Consider the following 23,382-nt stretch of genomic DNA (forward strand, 5'->3'; position numbering starts at 1 on the left):
TATTATTTAAATAACTTTTGTGCAAGATCAACTACTCTAGTAGAATATCCAAACTCATTGTCATACCATGAAAGCACTTTAACAAAACCATCTAGCAATACCATTGTTTCAAGCCCATCAACTATTGAAGAATGAGAATTTCCTTTAATATCTGAAGACACTATAGGATCCTCCGTATACCCTAAAATACCACTAAGCTCCTTAGACTCAGACGCTTTCTTAAGAGTTGAATTTATTATATCCTTTGTAATATCCTTTTTCTTAAGTTGTACCGTAAAGTCAACAATTGAACCTGTTGGAACAGGAACTCTCATTGAAGTACCATTAAGTTTGCCCTTAAGCTCAGGTAAAACAAGACCAACAGCTTTAGCAGCACCTGTTGAAGTAGGAATAATGGACAATGCCCCTGCTCTTGCTCTTCTAAAGTCAGAATGTGGAAGATCAAGAATTTTTTGATCATTTGTATAAGCATGAACGGTAGTCATAAGACCTTGCTCAATTCCAAAAGCTTCATGAAGTACTTTTGCAAGAGGTGCAAGACAGTTTGTTGTACATGAAGCATTTGAGACAGCTTTCAAATCAGAAGTAATATCACGGTCATTTACGCCAAGCACGATAGTTTTAATCTCATCTTTAGCAGGAACAGTCAAAATTACTTTTTTGGCCCCAGAATGCTCAACATGGTCAAGATATCCACCCCTATCACTTGTCGCTGATGAGAAAACTCCTGTTGATTCAATTACAACATCAATTCCAAGATTCCCCCAAGGAAGCTTTTTTGGATCTTTCTCAGCAATAATCTTTATTTCCCTGCCATCTACTATAATAGCTTTTTCTCTTGCCTCAACTTTCCTATTATATACCCCAAAAGTTGAATCATATTTCAAAAGGTGAGCAAGTGTTTTAGGATCTGTTAAGTCATTTATAGCAGCAACTTCAATTCCCCTTTCAAAAGCAATCTTAAAAACATTTCTACCTATACGTCCAAATCCATTAATAGCTAACTTCATACAAAACCTCCATATTTTTTTATTACTACTAGAATTATTAAATCATAAATTAATTAATATCAAGTGTCAAACTATTTTTTAAAAAAATCATATATCCTTCCTGTATATAATCTCTTAAAAGAGTAGAAGATTTCAAAATACCCCTAGAAATATAATCACCTACCTCCTCAATCAAAATTTCACCAAGAATATCTGATTTATCATAACTAATAAAACTAGAACTATCACTATTATACTTTAAGGATCCTTCTTTAAGAACTAAAAATACATCATCTTTTTTTACATTATTCATAATTCCTACATTAATAAGAACATCTTCCTTTTTAAGTTGAAGTATTTTCCCTTTTTTAGGCAAATAATTATTAAAGTCCCTAGAGAAAGAGCTCAAAATTTCACTCAAATAAAGAACCCCTCCTGAGTTATAATTGAAAGTATTAACCTTAACTCCTGTCTTTCCCGAATAAACCTCAATCTTTAAACTAGCTGAATTTTTAAAAACATCCACATCAAGATCAAAAATCAAAAACAAATCAAGCTCATTATTTCTCGCATAAGAAAACCCTTCAGAAAAACTATTTATTAAATAATCTTTATTTTTATTATAATCAAAATTATAATTTACTACCTCTATACCTATATTGCGCTCAATTATTCTTTCAGCATATCTTAAAATTAAATCATTTGCTCCAAAAACTCTATTCTCATTTTGAGTAAAAATACCTATCCTATAAACTGTTCGATCTTCATAAAGCTTATTTAAATCACCAATACTCCTATATCCATACCTAAAAAATAAAGAACTTCTAATATTAAATGCAATCATATCATAAAAATCTAAAATATTAGAATCCAAAATATTTCTATGATTTACCAAATAATAAAGTTCTTCATATGCCATTACATCTAATTTCAGAAGCTTATAAATCTTTGCAAGTAAAAACCTAGCACTATCATTGTCAGGATAAATATCAACAGCATTTTTTGCATTAAATATTGCTCCGTCTAAATTCAAATTTTTAAAAGCTTTAAGTCCTTCTTTTTCATATCTTTTAGATATCTCTATATTAATACTATTATCTTGAATAAAACCCCTAAAATTAGACACAAAGAAACTCTCCTCCAAAGCAATATCATAAAATTCTAAGTCCTTTTTCATGCCTTTAGCTTTTTCTAAGTTTAAAATAGCTTTATTCACTTCTCCAAGTTTTAAATAAGAATACCCAAGTAAATAATAAAGCTCATCAGAGCTTTTATCTACAAGTATTGTTTTTTTAAGAACATCAACTGCATCTTCATATTTAGCCTGATATAAATAAACAAGCGCAAGTAAGCGGTAAGCATCAACAAATCCAAAATCTTTATAAGTAGTCCCTACCAACATTAAATAATTTTTAGCATATTTCTCCGCAACTCCTAAATTCTTAGTGCTAATAGAAAATTCTGCTACCTTCTTATGAAAATCTGGAAATGAAGTAAAATTACCTCTAACCTTGTTAATTAAATGTTGCGCTTTATCATTCATATCCAACTTTTCATAAATATTCATAAGCCGCTCAAAGGCATTGTAATTCGTCTGACTATATTCAAGAATTGAGATATAATAATTAGCAGCTGCAATAAGCAAACCCTCTTCCTCAAAAATCGAAGCAAGCCCTACTAAAGCATCAATATTATTTTTTTGTTTAGAAAGAACTTCCGAATAAAATTTTTTAGCTTGCCCCACTCTATTGTTTTTAAGCAAAATATTAGCATAAAGAATTTTATATTCAATATCACCATTTGACATCTTATAAGCTTTTTCTATGAAAAATTGAGCTTGACTATATATTTTTAATAGATAATAAATTTCTGCAATAAGCTTATATGCCTCATAATAATTATTATTCAATTTAATAGCTTCAAGTAATTCATCAATAGCATCATAATATTTTTGTACAAGGTAATATTCTTGCGCCCTCTGGTAATACTCGATTGATGTTATAGAACCCATTAAATTACCAAAATTTAAATTAAAAACTAAAAAAATGCCTAAAAATCTCTTCAAACTCATAACACTTCCTTTTGGGAAATTTTTATTATCTTAATGTTTCTCTGCTGCATATTTTTAATAGTAAATGTTAAGTCATTATATTCTATTTTTTCATTTTTTAATGGGATTCTCCCAAACAAATCATAAACAAACCCACCAAGAGTATCAAAATCTCCGTCTGGAAGACTCAATCCAAGCTTTTCATTTAAATCTTCTATCAAAACTCTAGCAGTACAAAGATAACTACCATCATCAAGTTGCACTATTTCATCAAGCTCATTATCAAATTCATCTTGTATATCTCCAACAATCTCTTCAAGAATATCTTCAAGAGTAACAAGACCCGAAACTCCCCCATACTCATCAACCACAATAGAAATATGAACATGATTCTCTTGAAATTCTTTTAAAAGAGAATCTATTTTTTTACTCTCGGGAACAAACATCACCTTACGCATAATATCTTTTAAATCTATTTCATAAAAATCCTTTTTATACATATGAAATAGAATATCTTTTGTATGTATTATCCCAATAATATCATCAATTGTTTCTCTATAAACAGGAAACCTTGAATGATTGCTAGATGTTACAACTTTCAAGAGTTCATCTTTGCTTCCAAAATAATCAACAAAAACTACACTTATCCTTGGAACCATAATTTCCTTAACAATGGTCCCTTTAAGAGAACTAAAATTATTTATTAAAGAAGCTTCAAATTTCGATTTCCCCTCATTATCCTCATCGGCATCTCTTCTTTTTTTACTCTTAATTAAATTAAAAAAATTTAACATCAAAATACCTTTCGGGTTTCTCTTAATATCTGCTCTTGAATAATTAGCATTTCTTCCTTTTGAAAATCATTTGTTTTATGGTTATATCCTATTAAATGTAATATTCCATGTATAGTAACTCTTTGAAGCTCATCATGCATTGCCACATTAAATTCCAAAGCGCTAAATCCTAAATATTCAAGAGATATGACAAGATCTCCATGTATTTCACGACTCAATTGCCCATCCTCTTCAAGATAATTAAAAGAAAGAACATCAGTAGGCCCAGTTATCTGTCTAAACTCACTATTTAACTTTTCGATATAGGCATTACTACAAAGAATAACAGAAAGCTCATATTTTTTAACGCAAAGATAGCTCAAGACAGATAAAATAAAATTATAATAGACATCTAAATGCTCAAAGTTAATATCTTCAGTCCATAAAACTAAATCTTCTTCTATCAACTTAACATATCCTAGTAGAATTATAGCTTAAAAAAAGATATCATACAAACAGATTAAATTTTAATTTTGCAATTAAAACCCTTTAAAAATTAAATTTTTAAAAAATCCTTAATTGTACCTTCAAAATCATCTTTTTGAAGATACCCAACAGAAACTTTTGGTTTCTCTCCAACAGGAATAAACATAATAGTAGGAAGACTTTTAACTCCAAGTGAAACAGAAATTTCTTGTTCCTTATCAGTATCTACTTTATAAAAATCAATTTTATCTCCATACTCTTTTGAAAGTTTATCATAAATTGGGGAAAGCATTTTACATGGACCACACCAGTCAGCATAAAAATCAATTATTGCAGGTCTTTTACCTTTAAAAGCCCATTCTTTATTATTTTCATAATCAAAAACTTTATCAATAAAATCCTGCTTAGTTAAAATAATTGCCATATTTTCTCCTTCCTAAATTAATCGATTTTTCATTATAACATAAATACAATATAATCAATAAAGAACTTAAATATAAAAATGAATTTAATACTATTAAGCTTAAAAGAATTTAAAAACGGAATTACTCTGAATGATTTTAGAGCAAAACATATTACTGAAATACTCAAGCTTAAAAACAATGAAAAATTTAAATTTGGAATCATTGAAGAAGAATGGATTTATTCTTGTATATACAAAAAAGATATAAGAATCTTCTTTAAAGAAAGTCATAAATTAAAAAAATCAAATAAGCTAAAAAAGATAAAAGTAATAATTGGTTTAATGCGTCCAATAACGGCAAAAAGAATAATCAAAGACCTTACTAGTATTGGAGTTTCTGAAATTATTTTCTTCAAAGCTTCACTTAGCGAAAAATCTTATTCATATTCCAAACTATTTAAAGAAAAAGAATATGAAAAATATTTAATAGAAGGTGCCATGCAAGGTGGCATTACCTATATACCAAAAGTAAAAATTCTCAATAATCTAACAGATGCTTTAAAAAATAAAGAATATGGAAGCTTTAAGAGCACAAAAATACTACTTGAAAAAGAGAGTAATAATAATTTGATTGATATAAACATAACAACAGACAATGTTATCATTATGATTGGACCAGAAAGAGGATTTACAGAAAAAGAAATAAAATTAATAAAAGAAAATGACTTTATACCTTATTCAATATCTTCAAACATATTAAGAACAGAAACAGCTACAACTATATCCTCTAGTATCATTTCATCAAAAATGACTAAATAAATAACCTAATAACCTTTTGCCTGTTGCAAGATTTTGAATCTCAATTTCAATAGAAAATGTTAAAAATATTGGCACATATTTTAAATCAAAAACAAATCAATTTACTACTGTTTGGTTTATAAGCTTATCATAAATATAAAGCTCAATTATAGAACCCTTTAATGATTCATATGGCAACTTAATAAGACCTCCTCTAGCCTTAAAAGAATAAAGCAAAGAACTATTTCCACTAGAATCTCTTACTCTAACCATTACATTTACTTTAGAAGGATACATATCTAGTTTATAAGTCAAAACACCAAAAACACTTAAATTATCTACTTTAGGTTCATTAATAGTAATTATTAATTTAGTTAAATCTTCAATTTCAGTATTTGCAGGCAAAGATTGAAGAATAACACTTCCAAAATTATTGCCCTTCGTCAAATTTATGTCAAAATCAATTTCATCATTTAAAAGAGAAACAATTGCATCTTTATAGTAAAGGCCAATATAATTTTTCAAATATTTAACCAAATCTTTTTTTTGACCCTTACTTACTAAAAACTGAAGATCAACTAAACCTGTAATTTTAGTACCCGGAGATGGCTCTTGTCTTATTATTGTACCCTTTGAAAGCTCACTCTCAATTTCAATAGGCTTTAGAACATTATAAAAAACTCTATTATTATTTACTGAATTAGCTTTTAAATTAATAAGCACATCATCAATATTTTTTCCAATAAAGCTATCGACTTTATTAACAACTGCTCCTTTACTAATAAATATCGTAACCCTATTACCAAGCCTTAACGCAGTACCAGCACTAGGTCTCTGATCTATTACTTTCCCTTTATCAAGAGAAGTTGACGAAAATTTGAGCTCAATATAAGGAATAAGATCTTTATATTGAAGTTCAGTAATAGCATCTTCAAGATAAAGTCCACTGACATTTGGAACAATAACAATATCATTACTCTTTAAAAAAATAAAAAATATTCCACATGAAACAATTAAAGATCCAAAAATAGTAATGAATAGACCTCTTAATATATAACTAGGCAAATTGGGTATTTCTTCATCAAAATTTTCATTCTCTTTATTAGAGCCACTATCATAACCATTTATATTTTTATTACTTAAAAAAAAATGGTTCTGTTTTTTGCCATTATTCAATATTACCTCCCCCAATTTAAACTTTAAGAAAAATTTTACCTATCAAATTTCTATTTCCATTGTAAAAAGACTTATAGTCTAAGACCCTTCTGCCAGCCTTTTGAAGTTCTAAGAGTAAAAGAATTCCATTGCCTGTCTTTATAAAAAGACCTTTATTGGAACAAAATGAAACAACTTCTCCTATTGCTTGATCACAATAATTATTGTTTTTTACAAAGTCTGCTCTATGAAAAATAATTTCATCACCATCCAACATAGCCCTTGCAAGCGGCCAAGGATTACAGGCATTAATCTTATTTTTTAATTCAAAGGCACTCAAACTAAAATCAATAACCCCATATTGCTTACTAAAAAAAGAACAATACGTTGCCTGACTCGAATCTTGAGGAATTCCAAAATTTTTTGTCTCTATTTTGCTTAAAGCCTCCAAAACAAGATCAACACTATTTACAGAAACATATTCAAAAATATCAGCACTTGTATTAAAACTCTTTATTTCAAAATGCCGCTGTACTAAAATATCTCCGCTATCCATTTCTAAAGACATTTTTTGAACCGTAATTCCACTAATATTATCCCCATTTAAAATAGCTGTCTGAATAGGAGAAGGTCCTCTATATTTTGGTAAAAGAGAAGGATGTACATTAATACTACCCATTGGAAAAATATCTAAAAATTCTTGCTTAAATATTTTCCCATAAGAGAAAACCAACATAATATCAGGCTTCATTTTTTTAATTGATTCTATTATAGATAAATTAATTACCAAAGGATCTAAAACTGGCACACCTTTCTTAATAGCTTCAATCTTAATACTATTTGCCACTAAATTTAAACCCCGTCCTCTTGGCTTATCAGGAGCTGTCAAAACACCAACTATATTATACCTATCGACAATCTTTTTAAAAACATCTAAAGCAATACTACTAGAACTTGCAAAAAAAATCCTCAAATTCTAACAAGTCTCCTTTTTTTCATATAAGATTTCAACAATTTATTTCTAAGTCTATCCTCATAATAATCAATAAAAAGTACTCCCTTTAAATGGTCCATCTCATGCTGAACAATTCTAGCTAAAAATCCAGAATTTTCAATCTTAAAAAAATTACCATTCTCATCATAAGCCTCTACTGTAATAGCTTTTGGTCTCATAAGATCATAAAAAATCCCAGGAATACTCAAACAGCCCTCTTTAAAAACAGAAAGTTCAAAAGAAGTTTCTGTTATTAAAGGATTAATAAAAATTAAAGGTTTTTCTATCTTATTCTCTCTTATAACAAAAATAGATAAATCAAGCCCTACCTGAGGTGCCGCTAACCCAACACCACAACTAATATCCATTAAATCTATCATTTTAAAAGTCGTATCTCTAATATAATCATCAATATTTAAGACTGACTTAGTTTGTACCCTAAGTAAATCATCAGGATATAAAATCATCTTCATAAAATCTTCAAACCAATTATCTAAAGCTATGTCTTTATCTTACCAAAAAGTTTCCATTCTTCATTTCCTACTTCCGAAAAATAAATACTACCCTTTCGAGATTTAGGAAAAGCATAAAGTTTATCCTCATTTGCATCCTTGAATACTAAATATTCTTTAAGTTCTATTTTTGAAGGAAAGAGTTTCTTATCTTGTCCATTCATCCTCAATCTCCAATTACCATCCAATGTTTTATAAAAAAAAACCTTATCATCAAAAGTATTAATTTCATAATGATTTCCCTTATGAATAATATCATTTACTTTAGAAGTGCCTAAAACATAGCTCAAAAAATCTTTATCAAATTTAACAGTATCATTAATAGGACCCAAATAAACAGCCTTAATTTGCTCACTTTTTGAATCAACAAAAAATAAAGTGGGACTTTGTTTTAAATTAATTTCACCAAAAATTTCATTATTCATATCAATAACTAAAAAAACATTACTTTGTGTAACAACCTTAAGAAACCTATCATCTTTAAAGGAATTCAAAAAATCTTTTATTAAATTTTCTTTAATATCTTTTCCAACTAAAATTAAAACATTTTTATTTAATTTTTGCGCTTCATTTATGGCATTTCTATAAGAATATTCAAAAACAATATCCGATGTAAGTGCAAATAAACTAATAAATTTAAAAGTAATAAATAATACAAATAAAGCTACAATTCTCATATTTTGCTAGTTAATTTCTCTAAAAATTTTAACTCTTTGCCACTAAAATATTCTTTTAAGCTAAAATATACAAATTCATGGTATTTGTTAATATACTGCAACTCATCTTCTGAAAGCATTTCATTTATAATTAGTTCCTTTTCAAAAGGTACAAGAGTTAATTGCTCAAATTCTAAAAAATCTCCAAATTCATTCGCATAACCTTGCTTTACAAAAGCCAAATTCTCAATTCTAATTCCATGCTTAGAATCACGGTAAATTCCAGGCTCAATTGAAGAAACTTCAGAACCCTTAAAAGAATAATTAGAAAAAGGACTAATAGAAACAGGAAACTCATGAACATTTAAAAAAAACCCTACACCATGACCCGTCCCATGAGCAAAATTTAATCCTTCCCTTAATAAAGGAAGTCTAGCAATCCCATCAAGAAAAGCTCCTGAAGCACCAAATGGAAATTTTAAAGACGCAAGAGCAATAAAAGATTTAAGAACCAAAGTATAATCTTTTCTCTCTTCAAAGGAAGATTCTCCAATCAAAATAGTCCTAGTAACATCTGTAGTTCCAAGTTCAAAATAAGAACCTCCAGAATCTATTAAAAGCAATCCACTAGAATCTATTCTTTTAAAACCTTTTTTAGGGCTATAATGAGGCAATGCTCCATTTTCTTTAAATCCAACTATTGAATCAAAACTAGAACTAAAAAATTCATTGTTCAACATCCTAAAACCTAAAAGCATATTTGCAATATCAACTTCATCTAACTTAGATAATTCATCATTACTTAAATGCTTAAAACTATACAGAAATTTTATCAAACTTACAGCATCAATAATATGAGCCTTTTTAATTTTGCTAATTTCATAATCTGACTTTATTATCTTAAGTTGGCTAACAATACTTTGTCCAATAACTGTATTTGTCTCACCAATAGATTTTAATATTTTAACATTACCATCAACTGATACAAAAAACTTCCCTTCATGCTTGATTTCTACTAAGAATGAATAAAAATTATCATAATCTTCAATCTCAAACCCTTCACCTTCAAGTCTTTCCTTTAAATCAGAATCAAGATTTAAAACATTAATAAAAAGAACATTTCTATGCCTTTTACTCCTAGTAATAAATAAAAAAGCATAAAATAAAGCAGACTGTTTAATATCTAACCCTCTCAAATTCAATACCCAAGCTATTTCATCTAAAGAACTTACAATGTAAAAATCAACTGCCTTTTCTTCTAATCTTATCTTAAGATTACTAATCTTATCTGCTCTTTTATTATGTCTTTCTACTTCACATAGTTCAAATATTTTATTTACTTCTAATACAGGCCTATCATTCCAAATACTTGAAATTAAATCTTCATCTAATATTTCAAACTCCGTATTCCTGCATTTATTAACTAAATCATTATAAAATTTTATGTTAACATCTTCAGCATAAAAACCAAGCCTTAAGCCTTTAAGATTTGTATTGATATAATCAAAAATATCTGGACATCCCTTAACACCAAGCTTCATTAGCTTAAACCCAGTTCTTTCAATCTCAACTCCTGCTTGTAAAAAATATCTACCGTCTGTAAAAAGAAGTGCTTCTCTCTCTGTAATAATTACTGTTCCAGCACTTCCTGTAAAACCTGTAATAAATTCTCGAGTATTAAATCTAATATGAGGATATTCACTCATATGTGGATCATAACTTGCTATCATATATGCATCAATACCATTCTTTATCATTAAATTTCTCAAAAACAATATTTTAGTTCCATCCATATAAGCAAGCTCCTTTTAACCAATAATTTAGCAAATTTTCATTCATTATAACAAATAATTCAATTTTAAAAAATTTCTTTATTTGTTATAATTTAAGAAAGAGTAAAATCGAAGGATAAAGTATGAAAAATATTAAGACTGTTGTTTCTGACCTTGATGGAACGCTTTTGCTTTCAAAGAGTCAATTAGGAGCCTTTAGTGAGCTTGTAATAAAAAAACTAACAAAAGAAAACAAAAAATTTATTATTGCTACAGGAAGAAGCAAAAGTGAAATAATACCTTTTATAAAAAATCTAAACTCCAATATTTCATTTTTCATAACATTAAATGGTGCAAGAGTTTATAATCATGAATGGAAATTAATAAACAGTTATGACTTATCCTCTGAAATTGTAAATGAAATTTTAAACCTTAGAGAAAGCAAATATAAAGACATACCTCATTTTTTACAGAAATCTGATGGTGTGGATGACTATCTCTATACTGACAACATAACTAAAAATGCTATTAATAAAAAAATAAAAGAATACGAATTATCAAAGAAACATAAATATATAGAAAAAGAATTAAAAGACACAAGCATAAAATTTCACGAAGTCAGTCACTTTAAAGAACTTAAAAACTTTAACAATGTAGCAAAAATTCTTTTATATGACGAAGAACCAAATCTAATAAAATATGAAGCCATGATTTTAGAAAAATATAGACAAAAAATAAATGCTTATCTATCAACACCACATTCACTTGAAATTGTTAACAACAAAGTTTCAAAGGGAAGTGCATTAAAAGATGTTTTAAAAATTATTAACATTAATTTAAATGAAGTAATTGCATTTGGAGATGGATTTAATGATGTTGATATGTTAGAAAGTGTAAAGAAAGGATTAGTAATGGGAAATGCAAATTATAGACTTAAAGTAATGCTATCCTATTTAGAAATAATAGGAACAAATGATGAGGAAGCTGTTGCTCATTACATTAATGATAATATTCTAGAAGAACCTGTATAGGAGAAAAAATGGAAAAAGACTTAATAAAATATGCAGAACTCATTATTTTAAAAGGAATTAATTTACAAAAAAATCAATGTGTATTAATTACAGGCTCAATCAAAAATTATGATTTTTTAAAAATCCTTACAAAAAAAGCTTATGAACATGGCGCAAAGTATGTAGAACTAAATATTGAAGATACTGATATCTTAAAAACCAGATTAAGATATTCATCAGAAGATTTATTAGAATTTATTCCAAGATTTAAGTACAATTTTTTTGAAGAAATAATAGATGAAAAGTGGGCAAAGATACGAATTGATGATACAGAAAATTTAGATGGATTAAAAGATATTGATAGTAAAAAATTATTAACATACTTTAGGCAATTAAGACTAGCATCTAAGCAAGTTTCAGCTGCAACAATGAACAATGAATTATCTTGGTGTGTAGCTTGTGCACCAGGACCAAAATGGGCCTCAAAAGTTTTAAATAAACCTAAAAATCAAAAAACATTAGAAGAATTCTTTGAAATTCAAAAGAAAATACTATTACTTGATACAGAAAACCCAATAAAGGCTTGGGAAGATCATGGAATTAAACTTCATCAAAGATGCAAAATTTTAAATAAACTTAAACTAAAAAAATTAATTTTTAAAAACCAGAAAACAAACCTAGAAGTATACCTTTTAGATGCTTCCATTTGGACAGGAGGAAGTGAAAAGATAAAAGGAACAGATATTGAATTTAATGCAAACTTACCAACAGAAGAGGTTTTCACAACTCCAGATTATAAAAAAACAAATGGCATCATGTACGTTACTCGACCAGTTATGATACTTGGAAACCTAATAAATGGGATATGGATAGAATTTAGTGACGGGAAATTAGTTAATTTTGGATGTGATGACGAACAATCAAGAAAAATACTTAAAAAGCACATAGAAACTGATGCACAAGCAAAATACATAGGTGAAGTTGCATTAGTAGACAGCAATTCTCCAATTTATCAAAGTGGACTTACATTCTACAGCATACTATATGATGAGAATGCGAGTTGTCATATTGCATTAGGCAATGCTTATTCTTCTTGCTTAAGCAATGAAGAAAAATTAAAAACGGATATTGAAAAATTGAATTATGGATGTAACGTTTCTTTAATTCATACTGATTTTATGATTGGAAGTAATGATATAAATGTTATCGGAATTGATAAAAAGGGCATAGAACATATAATAATACAAAATGGAAAATTCGTAATATAATAAATGAATTGGAGTAATTAAATAATGATAAAAGAGTTATTTACAAATACCCTTTTCTTATCTTGCTTTGTATCTGGAATTGTTGCGCAAGTTATTAAATATACTATTCAAACAATGAAAACAAAAAAACTTAAATTAAACCCAACATGCCTTATGAAAAGTATATTCTTAGAAACAGGAGGCATGCCCAGCAGTCACTCCTCAACAGTTACAGCTCTTGCAACATCTATATTTATAACAGAAGGAATAAATACCAGTTTTATTATATCTCTTGCTTTCGCTTTAATAACAATAAGAGATTCCTTTGGGGTTAGATACATGGCAGGAGTTCAAGCAGAATACCTTAATGACTTATCTGAACAATTAAAAACTGCAATTGAAATCGAGCCCTTAAAAATTAAAGTGGTTAAAGGACACAAAAAAAAGGAAGTATTTACAGGAGTGCTTATTGGTATAATTTCTGCATGGGCAGTATGTCATCGAATAATATAAATAATAAACCACAAAGGTAAAAATGAATCTAATCAAGCTTTTTACAATACTAGTGCTTCTTACCTCTTGTAATGTGGCAAAGTTTGGGGATTACAAGCCAATATACTTTAAAGGAGAAGAAGACTTAAAAAGTGCAAACAATTATATAAACTCACTAGGGTATAAAACAATATCTGAATATACAACAAAAGTAAACATATTAGACTTTCCAATTTTTAAAGAAATAACAATACATGAATTAATAAAACTTAATGATTGCGATTTAAGAAAAGATTTATTTTTAAAAAATCTCCCTAACCTCTTCAATATATCTAATAAAAAAATACTTTATGTAGATTCATCATTCACAAATAATGAGTTAAAAAAACTCAAAAAAGATAAAAATATTGAAGGAGAATTGCATTCATTTAATTATAAAACTAAAATTAACTATTTTTCAAACACAGTATTCATACTAATAATAACATTATTATTACTACTGAATATCAAATATTTACCTTTTATACTACTATTTTTAATAAGTTCATGTATAATACTGATATTTAGTAACGAAATGCTTTACTTTTATCCTTTGAGTATTCTCTCTTATCTTCTATTTGTATTAATTGATAATTTCAATAAAAATTACAATAAAATATATTTACAAGACATAAGCTTTTTAACACTAATTAAAAGAATCAAATTTCCAATCTTTTTATTTCTATTTATAGTCTTATACTTTATTGTGATAATCAATTTTTTAACTACTAATCTTGAACCAATCTTTATTATTTTTGTATCAATATCAACTCTTTGTATTTTTTTAATATTCACTTGGATCAAAACTGAGAGAAACTTTAAAGATACATTTCTATTTTTAATTGAACTAAAAGCACAAAAAAGAGAATCAAAGATTATGAAATTAAGAATCATCATACATCTACTCCTATTTATAGTCTCCTTAATGCCATTCTTTTATTCTCAATATATACTCAATTCTTATCAAAATTTTAATTATCTTTACAGCAAAAAATTGAACTATTTTAATTATCTGAATCCCAATGACATTTATTTAATGGTAGGATATAACGAAGAAATTCCAAACATTATGGGATATATGTCCCATATCCTTTATCAAAATGAACTTAAATATAAAATAACATCCAAATATGGCAATTTTACTAAAAAAGTAAAAGAAGACTATTTTGAAATAGAAAATAATAAAATCACTACTAAACCTAAAACTGTATATAAAGTAAATAAAAAATTTATATATAAGCACCTTAATCAAGAACTATCAAGACTATTCTTAGACAATGAAAATCCTATCTTAATATATAAAGAAACAAATGAAAGTATTACAATGGATAAACATAATTCTAAAATTTTATTTTTCCTTTCTCTCCCTTTTTTCTTACTGCTATTCCTATTTAAAGCAATAAGATTTACAATTCTTTTAAAGATTAGTGAAAAAAACTACAAAAATTATATTAAAGATTATAGGAAACATATAAATGTTTAAAAAGCCAGAAACAAAACCTGGAATAAAAATAAAATACATAATAAATATAAATGAAATCCAAATTCCTGAATATGTTCTAATTCCACTAGAGACAGAAAATTCAAAATCTACAATATATGTGATTGAAAATCAAAGGATTGAGGAAGGACAAATATTATCAAAAAACATAAATGTAGACTTGTGCACATACTCTCCAATATCTGGGATAATAGAGAAAATATACATTGCCAATTTCCCAAATGGACAACAATTAAAATCAGCACTAATAAGATTTCAAGGAAGAATTAAAAATGAAAAAGAACAATCAGACGAGGAAGTATCAAGAGAAAAAATATTAGAAAAGTTAATTAGATTAGGTATTCCCTGGTTTAATGACAATTCATTATTTCAATATGTAAAAAAATGTAAAAAAATAGATAAAATGATTTTATTAATCAATGGAAGAGATTCATTTACAAATATATCAGAAATACTCATGAAAGAAAAGCTAAATGAAATCCTTTATGGATTTGAAATAATCAACAAAATTTTTAAATTTAAAGAAATATTAATAGTGATAAACAATTATAACTTAAAAAAAGAAATTGAAAATTTAATTAACTTCAAAGACAAAAAACTAAGAATTAAACTCATTCCAAATGACAAAAACCCATATTCAAATCATGAAATGATTATGCACTTTCTATATAATAAAGAGAACATGCAAGAAAGTATAAATCCAAATAAAAATATACTTTTAGCAAATGTTGAAGACCTTTACAATGTTTACAATGCAATCAAAAAAAACATTCCATATAAAGAAAAGTTTATAACTATAAATGGCAATCAAAAAATACAAAGTAAACTGATAAAAGTAAAAATTGGAACATCTATTCGTCAAATAATAAATGAAGATATTGATACAAAAAAATACGATATATTTTTAAATAATCCAGTAAATAAAATAAAAATAAATAATTTAAATGTACCCATAACAAGAGACATATATAGTATTACAATACTCAAGAAAGAATCAATATTTAGCAAGCTAAAATTATTTAAAATACCGAGTTTTTCACCTCTATACATTGAAGAGATTATTTTCTCAAAAATCAAAGGTAAAAATGAAAATAAAAAATTTCAATTCCTACAATATACTGAAATAGAAATAGAAGAAGAAATAGATAAGATTCAAAAAGAAATCAAAGAAAAAATATTAAATATTACTCCAAAAAATGAACCAATATACACTGAAAACAATCTAAAAGACATATATTTAACCATCATACTGGCTCTAATTCCTAATTTGATTTTTTCTTTTTTAAATAATACAAAATTTTTTACTGATACTTTATTACTAACAACAATAAGCTTATTAGTCTATTTCCCAATAATGCTTAAGGCTAAACATAAATGTCTACCATTCTTCATATATGCTGCATTAATTATTAGCATAATATTTCCTTTAAACCTTTCTATAATGTTAAAAATAATATCATTATTTTTAACATTTTTAGTACTTTTTTACTTTCTTAAACTTTCAAAATTCCTTGTAAATCCAATATTAATTTCTTTCATGTTTTTATTACTCAATTTTCCGTCAAGCTTTAAACAAACATATTCAGAAAAAATTTCAAAACTAGAAAGCATAATCCCCACTTGGGATAAAGCAATTAAGGAAAATCCAAATATCAAAAACTTAGAAAGTTTAACAGAATTTAAAAGGCATGAAAATAAATACATTGACATAATTGAAAAGTTTACAAATGAAAAAATATTATCTCATTTAAATATTATCATCCCAAGATTCCATATTGAAAGTCTATTTGGATTAAAAAACGAAAAATATCTATCTCCTATTTTGCTTTATGTCGGATTTTCATTTATTCTTGGAAAATTTATCATAAATAAATTAATACCCTTGTCTTTCTACTTAAGCCTTCTATCAATTGCTTACATACTAAAAAATATGAATATTTACAGTCATATAACTTCTGATATTCTGTCTCTTACAATCTCACCAATTCCAATGCTATTAATATTCACAATGGGAACAGAACTACAAATATCACCCTCATTTAAATTTGAACAAATACTCTATGGGTGTATGTTATCTATATTTTACCTTATAATACTAAGTCACATCCCATTTGAAACACTATCAGCTGTAATATCCATTTTTATATTACAAGTAAATTCAACTTTAATTAAAAAATACAGCTTAACATTTCAGATTAAAAAAATCTTACATCATTTAAGCATGAATAAAGAAAAAACAATAGAAAACAAAAAAGAGAATGGAGAAGAAATTATAAAATTATGACCAACAAATTAATGATGTACTTATTAGTAAATAATTTATTATTAATACACTTTATCGGTATTGAAGATATTAAAATAAAAAATAATCAGACATTAACAAAAAAATATTTAACAATAATAATATCTTCTCTATTTATTTATTCATTCCTTTTTTATTTTTATAAATTATTTGAAAAATATAACTTATTACTTATAATCCCAATTATATATGTAATATTGCTTTACATAATAATAATAGGACTTAAATCAATAACTAATATACTATCTGTTTACAACAAAAAGTTGAAATACTCAAATGATTTTTTGCTATCCAATAGTAGCTTAATTGCAATAATATTTTTTGGTCTAGATAAAAGTCATAGTTTTTTTGAAGGAATCTTAATTATTACTCTATCTTCGCTAAGTGTATTAATAGCCCTTATGCTAATAGTAATAATAAAGAGAAACTTTGAAAAAAAATTAATGTCTGAAATATTAGAAAACGAAGCAATATATTTCTTTATAATGTTCATTTTATCTTTAATTCCAAATATAATTATATTAATAAACAGCAGTGAGAATTTATAATGAAAGAAAAAATTAATGAATTACTGAAACAAATTGAAAATGTATGGAGGAAGCTTTGACAGTCATTCAATTAAGGCAAACATCAAAAAATATGAAATAAAAATAAATGATGAAAATTTTTGGGAAGATAACAAAAAAGCACAAAAAATTCTTAAAGAACAAAATATTTTAAAAAATAAAATAGAACCATGGGAAGATTTAATATGCAAACTTAAAGACTTAAAAGAGCTTTACTTACTAGCAGAGAATATGAAGGATATAAAATCAATAGAATATGATTTTAATGCATTAAGAAATGCATATAAAAATTTACTTATATTATCTTATTTTAAAGAAGAAACTGATATAAATAACACTTTTTTAACAATACACTCAGGCGCAGGCGGCACAGAAGCCTGTGATTGGGTTAACATGTTATATAGAATGTATATAAGATATGCAGAAAGACGAGGATATAAAGTAGAACTTATAGATCTACTTGAAGCTGAGGGAGGAATCAAATCTGTTACAGTTGAAATAAAAGGAGAATATGCTTATGGTTTTTTAAAAAGTGAAGTGGGTGTACACCGCCTTGTAAGAATCTCTCCTTTTGATGCTGCAAAAAAAAGACACACATCTTTTGCATCTGTTTTTGTTAATCCCGTAATTGATGATAAAATTGAAGTAATAATTAAACCAGAGGACATTAGAGTTGACACATATAGAGCATCGGGAGCTGGAGGACAACACGTTAATAAAACATCATCAGCAGTAAGAATTACTCATCTTAAAACGGGAATAGTAACTCAGTCTCAAAATGATAGAAGTCAGCATAAAAATAAAGAGTTAGCAATGAAAGTACTCAAATCAAGACTCTATGAACACTATAAAAAAATTGAACAACAAAAAAATAAATACAAAAAAGAAGAGAAAAAAGATATATCCTGGGGAAATCAAATAAGATCTTATGTATTTCATCCTTATAATCTAGTAAAAGATCACAGAACAAAATTTGAAAATCCCAATATTATCTCCGTTATGGATGGAAATATCGAAAATTTTATAGAAGAATATCTAAAATGGAAAAATTTAAGCTAAATATCATAATACTATTTTTAATTTTTATAACAAATTTATTATATGCTCAAAGTGATATTAAATATGGATTTTCTTATATCATCAATACAAAAGATGAAAACAAAAATCTTAAGGAAGGAATTGAAAAAACATTAGATAAGATCTATGAAACAATAAGTGAACATATTGTTAATAATAAAGATAAAGATTTTATCAGACATCTCTACATACACCAACATATAATAAGTAAAGAAAGAGAAATTAGTAATCTTAAAGAAGACATGGACAAAAAAAAACTTAAAAATTCAATAAGTTCAAGAGAAGAAAATAACACAGAAACAAAGATAAATGAACTTAGACAAGATATTGAAAACATAAAAATTAAACAAAAAGAACTTGAAAGGTATCTTAGTAATTTAAAAAAGATAAAAGTAAAGTACAAAAAAATGAAAGAAAAAATCAATTTATCAAATTTGAACTCAGAATTTTTAACAAGTGAAGAACTGTTTTTTATGAATTATATTCACTTTAAAAGAATAGAAAAATATTATCTAGTTGAAATTAGTAACATTACACCTAAAGAAATAAAAGTTAAGAAAGAAATTTTTAAATTATCATCTTCTGTTGACGACATTGCATATAAAATAGCAGAACTTAGTTTTGAAGAAATATTGGGAAGAGAATTTATTAAAATTAAAATCAATGTTCTAAATAACTTAGATGCCAAAATATATATAAATGAAAAATTTATGTCAAAGGGAATATATCAAAACAATATATTTGATATTTCAGAACTACAAAAAAAAGAAATTAACATTCACATTATAAGTTTATCTTTTAAACCTCATTCAGAAAAAATAAGGGTAAAAAATGGAGACACTATTAACTTAAATGTTAGTTTGCAAAAAGAAAATTTTAATAAAATATTAATAACAAGTAATGTAAAGGCTAGAGTATTTAGAAAAGGAATATTCATGGGTGAAACTCCAATTGAAATTGAAGAACCTGAAGAAATAGAATCTATTTTATTTCAAGCCGATGGATATAAAAATATGTTCAAAATTCTAAAAAAAGAAGATAAAAAAATATATATAGAAATGCTAAAGGACAATAAGACTAACCTTATTGTCGCAAGGGACCTATTTTATGTAAATCTTGCCGTTTTTACAATAAGCTTAATAAGTACGGCATTTGCAAGTACCCTATATAATGAATCATCAGAACTTTACAACATGGCATTAGACCATCTTATTAATAAAAGAATAACAACCCAAAATCTATACAAGAAAAAATCAGAACAAATGATTACAACATTTATAATGGGTACAGGAATAACCTTATCTGTCGGAAGTTTGATTCCATTAATCATACATTTGGTACAATATATTCAAGAGGCCAACAGAGGTGAATAAATTATTGTAAAATTATTTAAGCAATTTCAAGAAATAGGAGAAAGAAAATTTTGAGTATTTTTATAAAAATAAAGAATCTATTCAAAAATAAGAATAAAGAAGAGATACAAATACTTGAAAATTTGAAAGATATCCTTCTAGAAGCAGACATTAAATATGATATAGTTATTGAAACAATAGAAATAATAAAAAAAGCAAAAGTTAAAGGAGAATCCGAAATACTTATTAAACTAAAAGAATTATTTAAAAGTTATATAAATCAAGAAATCCTTAATTTAAAAAAGGGAATCTTAAACATATTATTAATCACTGGAGTAAACGGGGTCGGTAAAACTTCAAGTATTATCAAACTTGCAAATAAGTTTAAGAATGAAAGAAAAAATGTTTTAATAGCCGCAGCAGATACATTCAGAGCTGCAGCTATAGAACAAATTAAAATACAAAGTGAAAAAATTGGAGTTAAAGTCATATCTCAAAAACAAGGTAGTGATGCAACTGCAGTAATATTCGATAGCATTTCAAGTGCAAATGCTAAAAATTATGACATACTAATCATTGATACAGCAGGAAGACTTCAAAACAAAGATAATCTCATTAAGGAACTTCAAAAGATGGACAATGTAATAAAAAAACAAATATCTCAAATAGAAGCCAGTTATAAAAAAATACTAGTAATAGACTCTACATCTGGAAAGAATATAAATAACCAAACAGAAATATTCAACAAAGCAACAGAAATAGATGGAATAATAGCTACAAAATTTGACTCATCCGCCAAAGCTGGTGGGATAATAAATATTTCAAAACTATTTAATAAACCAATATATTTCCTTACATTTGGAGAAAAAGTAGAACATATTAAAGAATTTAATATTGATGAATACTTGAATAAGCTGCTATGATAAATAAGTTATTAATCTTATTTTTATTGATTACAACAACTATCACATATGGCAAAAGTTATTTTTTATCAGATGTATTTTTCAACAAATACCAGGAAATATACAAAATACCGCAAACAGGGTTTTATATTGAATATGAAAAAATTGATAAAATGGAAAAAATTAGTCTTTTTAAAGACTCGAAATTAGTAAAATATAAAACAAAAGAAATAATAGAAGATCAGCAAAAAATAACACATTATAATGAGAAAGAAATAAAAATAAAAGAAGAAATATATGACAATTTATGTAATAAAATAAAAGAGATAAGGTACAGCAATAAAGGAATAGTACTTGAATCCGTAAATTACTTTTACAAAAATAACAATTTAATTTATAAAGAAATAAAAATTTTAAATCAAAACCCAAAAATACTACACTACATGAAAAACACGGATGGAAAACTTTTAAAAATAACTGGATCTAATCTCCAAATTTGGAATTATGGCCCTAATGGAGACATAAAATCAACCTACTTTGATATAAATAAATCCAAAGCAAAAGCAATCAGATATGATAAAAATAAAAAGAACTTAGAAAGTATAATAACAATTAATAATAAAATAAAAACTAAAGAAAAAAATAAATATCTAGAAAATGAAACAATAAATATTCTTGAAGAAAATGATATGAAAACCATATCAAAATATAAAGGAAATGATTTATTTAAAAAAGAAGTATACAAAAAAAATAAAATAATCGAGACAAGTGATTTCGATTATAATAAATCTGGACTTCTTACAATGGAAAAAGTAACTGTAAAAGAAAAAGGAAAAGATTCTGTTACTAGAACAGAATATGAATATGATTTTAATAACAAATTAAAGCTAAAAAGAATTTATGAAAATGATTTACTCTCACTAAAAATTGAGTACTTTAATGACAAAGAATATGAACAAGAAATATACTATAATGGAAGAGTTATTTTTAAAGTAAGATATAAGGAAGATGAGATTATTGAAGAAATAAATCAAGACATTGATATCAATAGAAACAAAAATGAGACTAAATAAATTATTATTAAAAAGACTAATATTAGATGAAAAAAATAGTTTATCACTAACATTTGTAATAATTTTAAGCATAGTACTTGGACAGATAACTATTATCATCACAATATCAATAATGAATGGATTTCAAAATGATTTTTTTACAAGTATATCTACATTAGAAATTGGAAATTTAAAAATTGAAAGCAAATTAAATAAAGAAGAACTTAATATTCTTAAGAGTATAAAAGAAATAATTCAAATCAACAAAATATATGAAACACAAGGAATTGCAACTGAAAGCTATTACTACCCAATTATTTTAAATATCATCGCTTTTGATACGAGAGATATTATAAAGGATAAAAATTTTCTTCTTTTAACGGGACTTAAAAAATTCGAGCTTAACATTAACGAAGATGAAATTATAATAGGAGATGTACTTTCTTACAACTTAGGCTTATTAGAAGGTGACTTAATAGAATTAATAGTGAGTGATGAAATCCAAAACTTTAAAACATTAAAGGATCAAATTAAACATTTTAAAATAAGATCAATTTTTAAAAGTAATTATGCAAAAATTAATGAATCTACAGTATTTATGAACATTAACTATTTTTATAAAAAAAAAATCATAAGAGATTCTGATATCAGATATCAAATAAAAACATCAAATTTATATCCAAGTCAAACATTAATAAACAGCATAAAAAATATAAATCCAAATATAAAGTTTAAAACTTGGAACGAATACAACAAGGAACTATATAAAACACTAAAAATAGAAAGAAACACAATGCTCATAATTTTAACTAGCATATTTCTTGTTATTGCTGTCAATACATATTACTTACAAAAAAGAATACTAATAAATAAAAGTAAATCAATCTCAATACTTTTATTTCTTGGCCTTAAATATAAAAAAATTAGGCAAATTTTTTTAATTCACTCAGCAATAATTTGCATAATAGGAAACATTATTGGACTTACTGTAGCTATTCTTATAGCTTTAAATATTAATGAAATATTAAATTTAATAGATATTCTATTAAACAGTTTAATCAACACTATTAACTATATGTTAAAAATAAAACTAGAAAATATTGAAATCAAAATAGTAAAAAATATAATTACTCCCAAAATATTCCTTAGCGATTTACTATTTACATTCTCTTTTGCCTGCTTCTTCACAATATATTCAAGCCTTAGGCTAACAAAAAAGATTAAACATGTACAGAAAATAAATAGGTAATATAA

The 23,382-nt window shown here is 26.0% G+C and carries 22 protein-coding genes; 12 read left to right on the top strand and 10 right to left on the bottom strand.

All coding sequences use genetic code 11. The features are described from left to right. Window positions 1-2: 2 nt before the first annotated feature. The 5 genes from gap to trxA all read right to left on the bottom strand — a co-directional run bounded on the left by gap (window position 3) and on the right by trxA (window position 4,722). The gene (gene gap / locus F0310_RS00270) at window positions 3-1,010 is read right to left on the bottom strand and encodes a type I glyceraldehyde-3-phosphate dehydrogenase (RefSeq protein WP_182116976.1); all 1,008 of its coding nucleotides are present in this window, start codon (window positions 1,008-1,010) and stop codon (window positions 3-5) included. Between the two features lie 49 nt (window positions 1,011-1,059). Continuing rightward, window positions 1,060-3,060: a tetratricopeptide repeat protein gene (locus F0310_RS00275; protein ID WP_182116977.1), complete on the bottom strand. Its 2,001-nt coding sequence runs from the start codon at window positions 3,058-3,060 to the stop codon at window positions 1,060-1,062. Then, window positions 3,057-3,833 carry a hemolysin family protein gene (locus F0310_RS00280; protein WP_182116978.1) on the bottom strand — a complete coding sequence of 259 codons (777 nt, stop codon included), beginning with the start codon at window positions 3,831-3,833 and terminating at the stop codon, window positions 3,057-3,059. The genes F0310_RS00275 and F0310_RS00280 overlap by 4 nt, the downstream gene beginning before the upstream one ends. After that, entirely contained in the window at window positions 3,833-4,279 is a 447-nt protein-coding gene (ybeY, locus tag F0310_RS00285; RefSeq protein ID WP_182116979.1) for an rRNA maturation RNase YbeY, read from the bottom strand. The genes F0310_RS00280 and ybeY overlap by 1 nt, the downstream gene beginning before the upstream one ends. Before the next feature lie 89 nt (window positions 4,280-4,368). Further along, entirely contained in the window at window positions 4,369-4,722 is a 354-nt protein-coding gene (trxA, locus tag F0310_RS00290) for a thioredoxin (RefSeq protein WP_182116980.1), read from the bottom strand. A gap of 78 nt (window positions 4,723-4,800) precedes the next feature. Here trxA and F0310_RS00295 point away from each other — a divergent pair, with 78 nt between their 5' ends. Beyond that, window positions 4,801-5,520, top strand: a complete 720-nt coding sequence (locus F0310_RS00295; protein WP_182116981.1) for a 16S rRNA (uracil(1498)-N(3))-methyltransferase — start codon at window positions 4,801-4,803, stop codon at window positions 5,518-5,520. 96 nt (window positions 5,521-5,616) lie between these two features. On the opposite strand, the gene F0310_RS00300 is transcribed toward F0310_RS00295, so the two are convergent. The 5 genes from F0310_RS00300 to F0310_RS00320 form a co-directional block, all read right to left on the bottom strand. Next, window positions 5,617-6,564 (bottom strand): PASTA domain-containing protein, encoded by a 948-nt coding sequence (locus tag F0310_RS00300; RefSeq protein WP_476577980.1) that lies wholly within the window; start codon window positions 6,562-6,564, stop codon window positions 5,617-5,619. A 127-nt stretch (window positions 6,565-6,691) separates the two neighbouring features. Then, the gene (gene fmt, locus F0310_RS00305; RefSeq protein ID WP_182116982.1) at window positions 6,692-7,627 is read right to left on the bottom strand and encodes a methionyl-tRNA formyltransferase; all 936 of its coding nucleotides are present in this window, start codon (window positions 7,625-7,627) and stop codon (window positions 6,692-6,694) included. Beyond that, window positions 7,624-8,121, bottom strand: coding sequence for a peptide deformylase (gene def / locus F0310_RS00310; RefSeq protein WP_182116983.1), 498 nt, complete (start codon window positions 8,119-8,121; stop codon window positions 7,624-7,626). The genes fmt and def overlap by 4 nt, the downstream gene beginning before the upstream one ends. A 26-nt stretch (window positions 8,122-8,147) precedes the next feature. Next, entirely contained in the window at window positions 8,148-8,837 is a 690-nt protein-coding gene (locus F0310_RS00315; protein ID WP_182116984.1) for a hypothetical protein, read from the bottom strand. Then, the gene (locus F0310_RS00320; protein ID WP_182116985.1) at window positions 8,834-10,609 is read right to left on the bottom strand and encodes an aminopeptidase P family protein; all 1,776 of its coding nucleotides are present in this window, start codon (window positions 10,607-10,609) and stop codon (window positions 8,834-8,836) included. Before F0310_RS00320 ends, F0310_RS00315 begins: the two co-directional genes overlap by 4 nt. Window positions 10,610-10,731: 122 nt before the next feature. Between F0310_RS00320 and F0310_RS00325 the strand changes: the two genes are divergently transcribed. The 11 genes from F0310_RS00325 (at window position 10,732) to F0310_RS00375 (ending at window position 23,377) form a co-directional block, all read left to right on the top strand. Continuing rightward, window positions 10,732-11,619 carry an HAD family hydrolase gene (locus tag F0310_RS00325; RefSeq protein ID WP_182116986.1) on the top strand — a complete coding sequence of 296 codons (888 nt, stop codon included), beginning with the start codon at window positions 10,732-10,734 and terminating at the stop codon, window positions 11,617-11,619. An 8-nt stretch (window positions 11,620-11,627) separates the two neighbouring features. Beyond that, window positions 11,628-12,866: an aminopeptidase gene (locus F0310_RS00330; RefSeq protein WP_182116987.1), complete on the top strand. Its 1,239-nt coding sequence runs from the start codon at window positions 11,628-11,630 to the stop codon at window positions 12,864-12,866. Window positions 12,867-12,890: 24 nt separating this feature from the next. Then, window positions 12,891-13,358: a divergent PAP2 family protein gene (locus F0310_RS00335; protein WP_182116988.1), complete on the top strand. Its 468-nt coding sequence runs from the start codon at window positions 12,891-12,893 to the stop codon at window positions 13,356-13,358. 22 nt (window positions 13,359-13,380) lie between these two features. Next, window positions 13,381-14,859: a hypothetical protein gene (locus F0310_RS00340; RefSeq protein WP_182116989.1), complete on the top strand. Its 1,479-nt coding sequence runs from the start codon at window positions 13,381-13,383 to the stop codon at window positions 14,857-14,859. Then, window positions 14,852-17,161, top strand: a complete 2,310-nt coding sequence (locus F0310_RS00345; protein WP_182116990.1) for an RnfABCDGE type electron transport complex subunit D — start codon at window positions 14,852-14,854, stop codon at window positions 17,159-17,161. Before F0310_RS00340 ends, F0310_RS00345 begins: the two co-directional genes overlap by 8 nt. Beyond that, window positions 17,158-17,727 (top strand): hypothetical protein, encoded by a 570-nt coding sequence (locus F0310_RS00350; RefSeq protein ID WP_182116991.1) that lies wholly within the window; start codon window positions 17,158-17,160, stop codon window positions 17,725-17,727. The genes F0310_RS00345 and F0310_RS00350 overlap by 4 nt, the downstream gene beginning before the upstream one ends. Then, window positions 17,727-18,804 (top strand): peptide chain release factor 2 gene (prfB, locus tag F0310_RS00355; protein ID WP_182116992.1). Its coding sequence is split into 2 segments (ribosomal slippage): window positions 17,727-17,782 and window positions 17,781-18,804, totalling 1,080 coding nucleotides; the frame shifts between segments, so codons are not numbered across the junction. The genes F0310_RS00350 and prfB overlap by 1 nt, the downstream gene beginning before the upstream one ends. Continuing rightward, the gene (locus F0310_RS00360; protein WP_182116993.1) at window positions 18,786-20,195 is read left to right on the top strand and encodes a hypothetical protein; all 1,410 of its coding nucleotides are present in this window, start codon (window positions 18,786-18,788) and stop codon (window positions 20,193-20,195) included. Before prfB ends, F0310_RS00360 begins: the two co-directional genes overlap by 19 nt. Before the next feature lie 50 nt (window positions 20,196-20,245). Continuing rightward, window positions 20,246-21,097 (top strand): signal recognition particle-docking protein FtsY, encoded by an 852-nt coding sequence (gene ftsY / locus F0310_RS00365; protein WP_182116994.1) that lies wholly within the window; start codon window positions 20,246-20,248, stop codon window positions 21,095-21,097. After that, complete coding sequence (locus F0310_RS00370) at window positions 21,097-22,149, top strand: hypothetical protein (RefSeq protein WP_476577981.1); 1,053 nt, start codon at window positions 21,097-21,099, stop codon at window positions 22,147-22,149. The genes ftsY and F0310_RS00370 overlap by 1 nt, the downstream gene beginning before the upstream one ends. Further along, entirely contained in the window at window positions 22,136-23,377 is a 1,242-nt protein-coding gene (locus F0310_RS00375; protein ID WP_182116996.1) for an ABC transporter permease, read from the top strand. The genes F0310_RS00370 and F0310_RS00375 overlap by 14 nt, the downstream gene beginning before the upstream one ends. The last annotated feature ends 5 nt before the right edge of the window (window positions 23,378-23,382 follow it).

This window comes from Borrelia sp. A-FGy1, assembly GCF_014084025.1.
In the GTDB taxonomy this organism is placed as follows: Bacteria; Spirochaetota; Spirochaetia; order Borreliales; family Borreliaceae; genus Borrelia.

Coding starts and splice junctions, on each gene's coding strand:
- gap (WP_182116976.1), bottom strand. CDS start 1,010: ATGAAGTTAGCTATTAATGGATTTGGACGTATAGGTAGAAATGTTTTT.
- F0310_RS00375 (WP_182116996.1), top strand. CDS start 22,136: ATGAGACTAAATAAATTATTATTAAAAAGACTAATATTAGATGAAAAA.
- F0310_RS00320 (WP_182116985.1), bottom strand. CDS start 10,609: ATGGATGGAACTAAAATATTGTTTTTGAGAAATTTAATGATAAAGAAT.
- trxA (WP_182116980.1), bottom strand. CDS start 4,722: ATGGCAATTATTTTAACTAAGCAGGATTTTATTGATAAAGTTTTTGAT.
- F0310_RS00335 (WP_182116988.1), top strand. CDS start 12,891: ATGATAAAAGAGTTATTTACAAATACCCTTTTCTTATCTTGCTTTGTA.
- F0310_RS00360 (WP_182116993.1), top strand. CDS start 18,786: ATGGAAAAATTTAAGCTAAATATCATAATACTATTTTTAATTTTTATA.
- F0310_RS00345 (WP_182116990.1), top strand. CDS start 14,852: ATGTTTAAAAAGCCAGAAACAAAACCTGGAATAAAAATAAAATACATA.
- F0310_RS00340 (WP_182116989.1), top strand. CDS start 13,381: ATGAATCTAATCAAGCTTTTTACAATACTAGTGCTTCTTACCTCTTGT.
- F0310_RS00275 (WP_182116977.1), bottom strand. CDS start 3,060: ATGAGTTTGAAGAGATTTTTAGGCATTTTTTTAGTTTTTAATTTAAAT.
- F0310_RS00315 (WP_182116984.1), bottom strand. CDS start 8,837: ATGAGAATTGTAGCTTTATTTGTATTATTTATTACTTTTAAATTTATT.
- F0310_RS00295 (WP_182116981.1), top strand. CDS start 4,801: ATGAATTTAATACTATTAAGCTTAAAAGAATTTAAAAACGGAATTACT.
- F0310_RS00350 (WP_182116991.1), top strand. CDS start 17,158: ATGACCAACAAATTAATGATGTACTTATTAGTAAATAATTTATTATTA.
- def (WP_182116983.1), bottom strand. CDS start 8,121: ATGAAGATGATTTTATATCCTGATGATTTACTTAGGGTACAAACTAAG.
- F0310_RS00325 (WP_182116986.1), top strand. CDS start 10,732: ATGAAAAATATTAAGACTGTTGTTTCTGACCTTGATGGAACGCTTTTG.
- F0310_RS00280 (WP_182116978.1), bottom strand. CDS start 3,833: ATGTTAAATTTTTTTAATTTAATTAAGAGTAAAAAAAGAAGAGATGCC.
- F0310_RS00330 (WP_182116987.1), top strand. CDS start 11,628: ATGGAAAAAGACTTAATAAAATATGCAGAACTCATTATTTTAAAAGGA.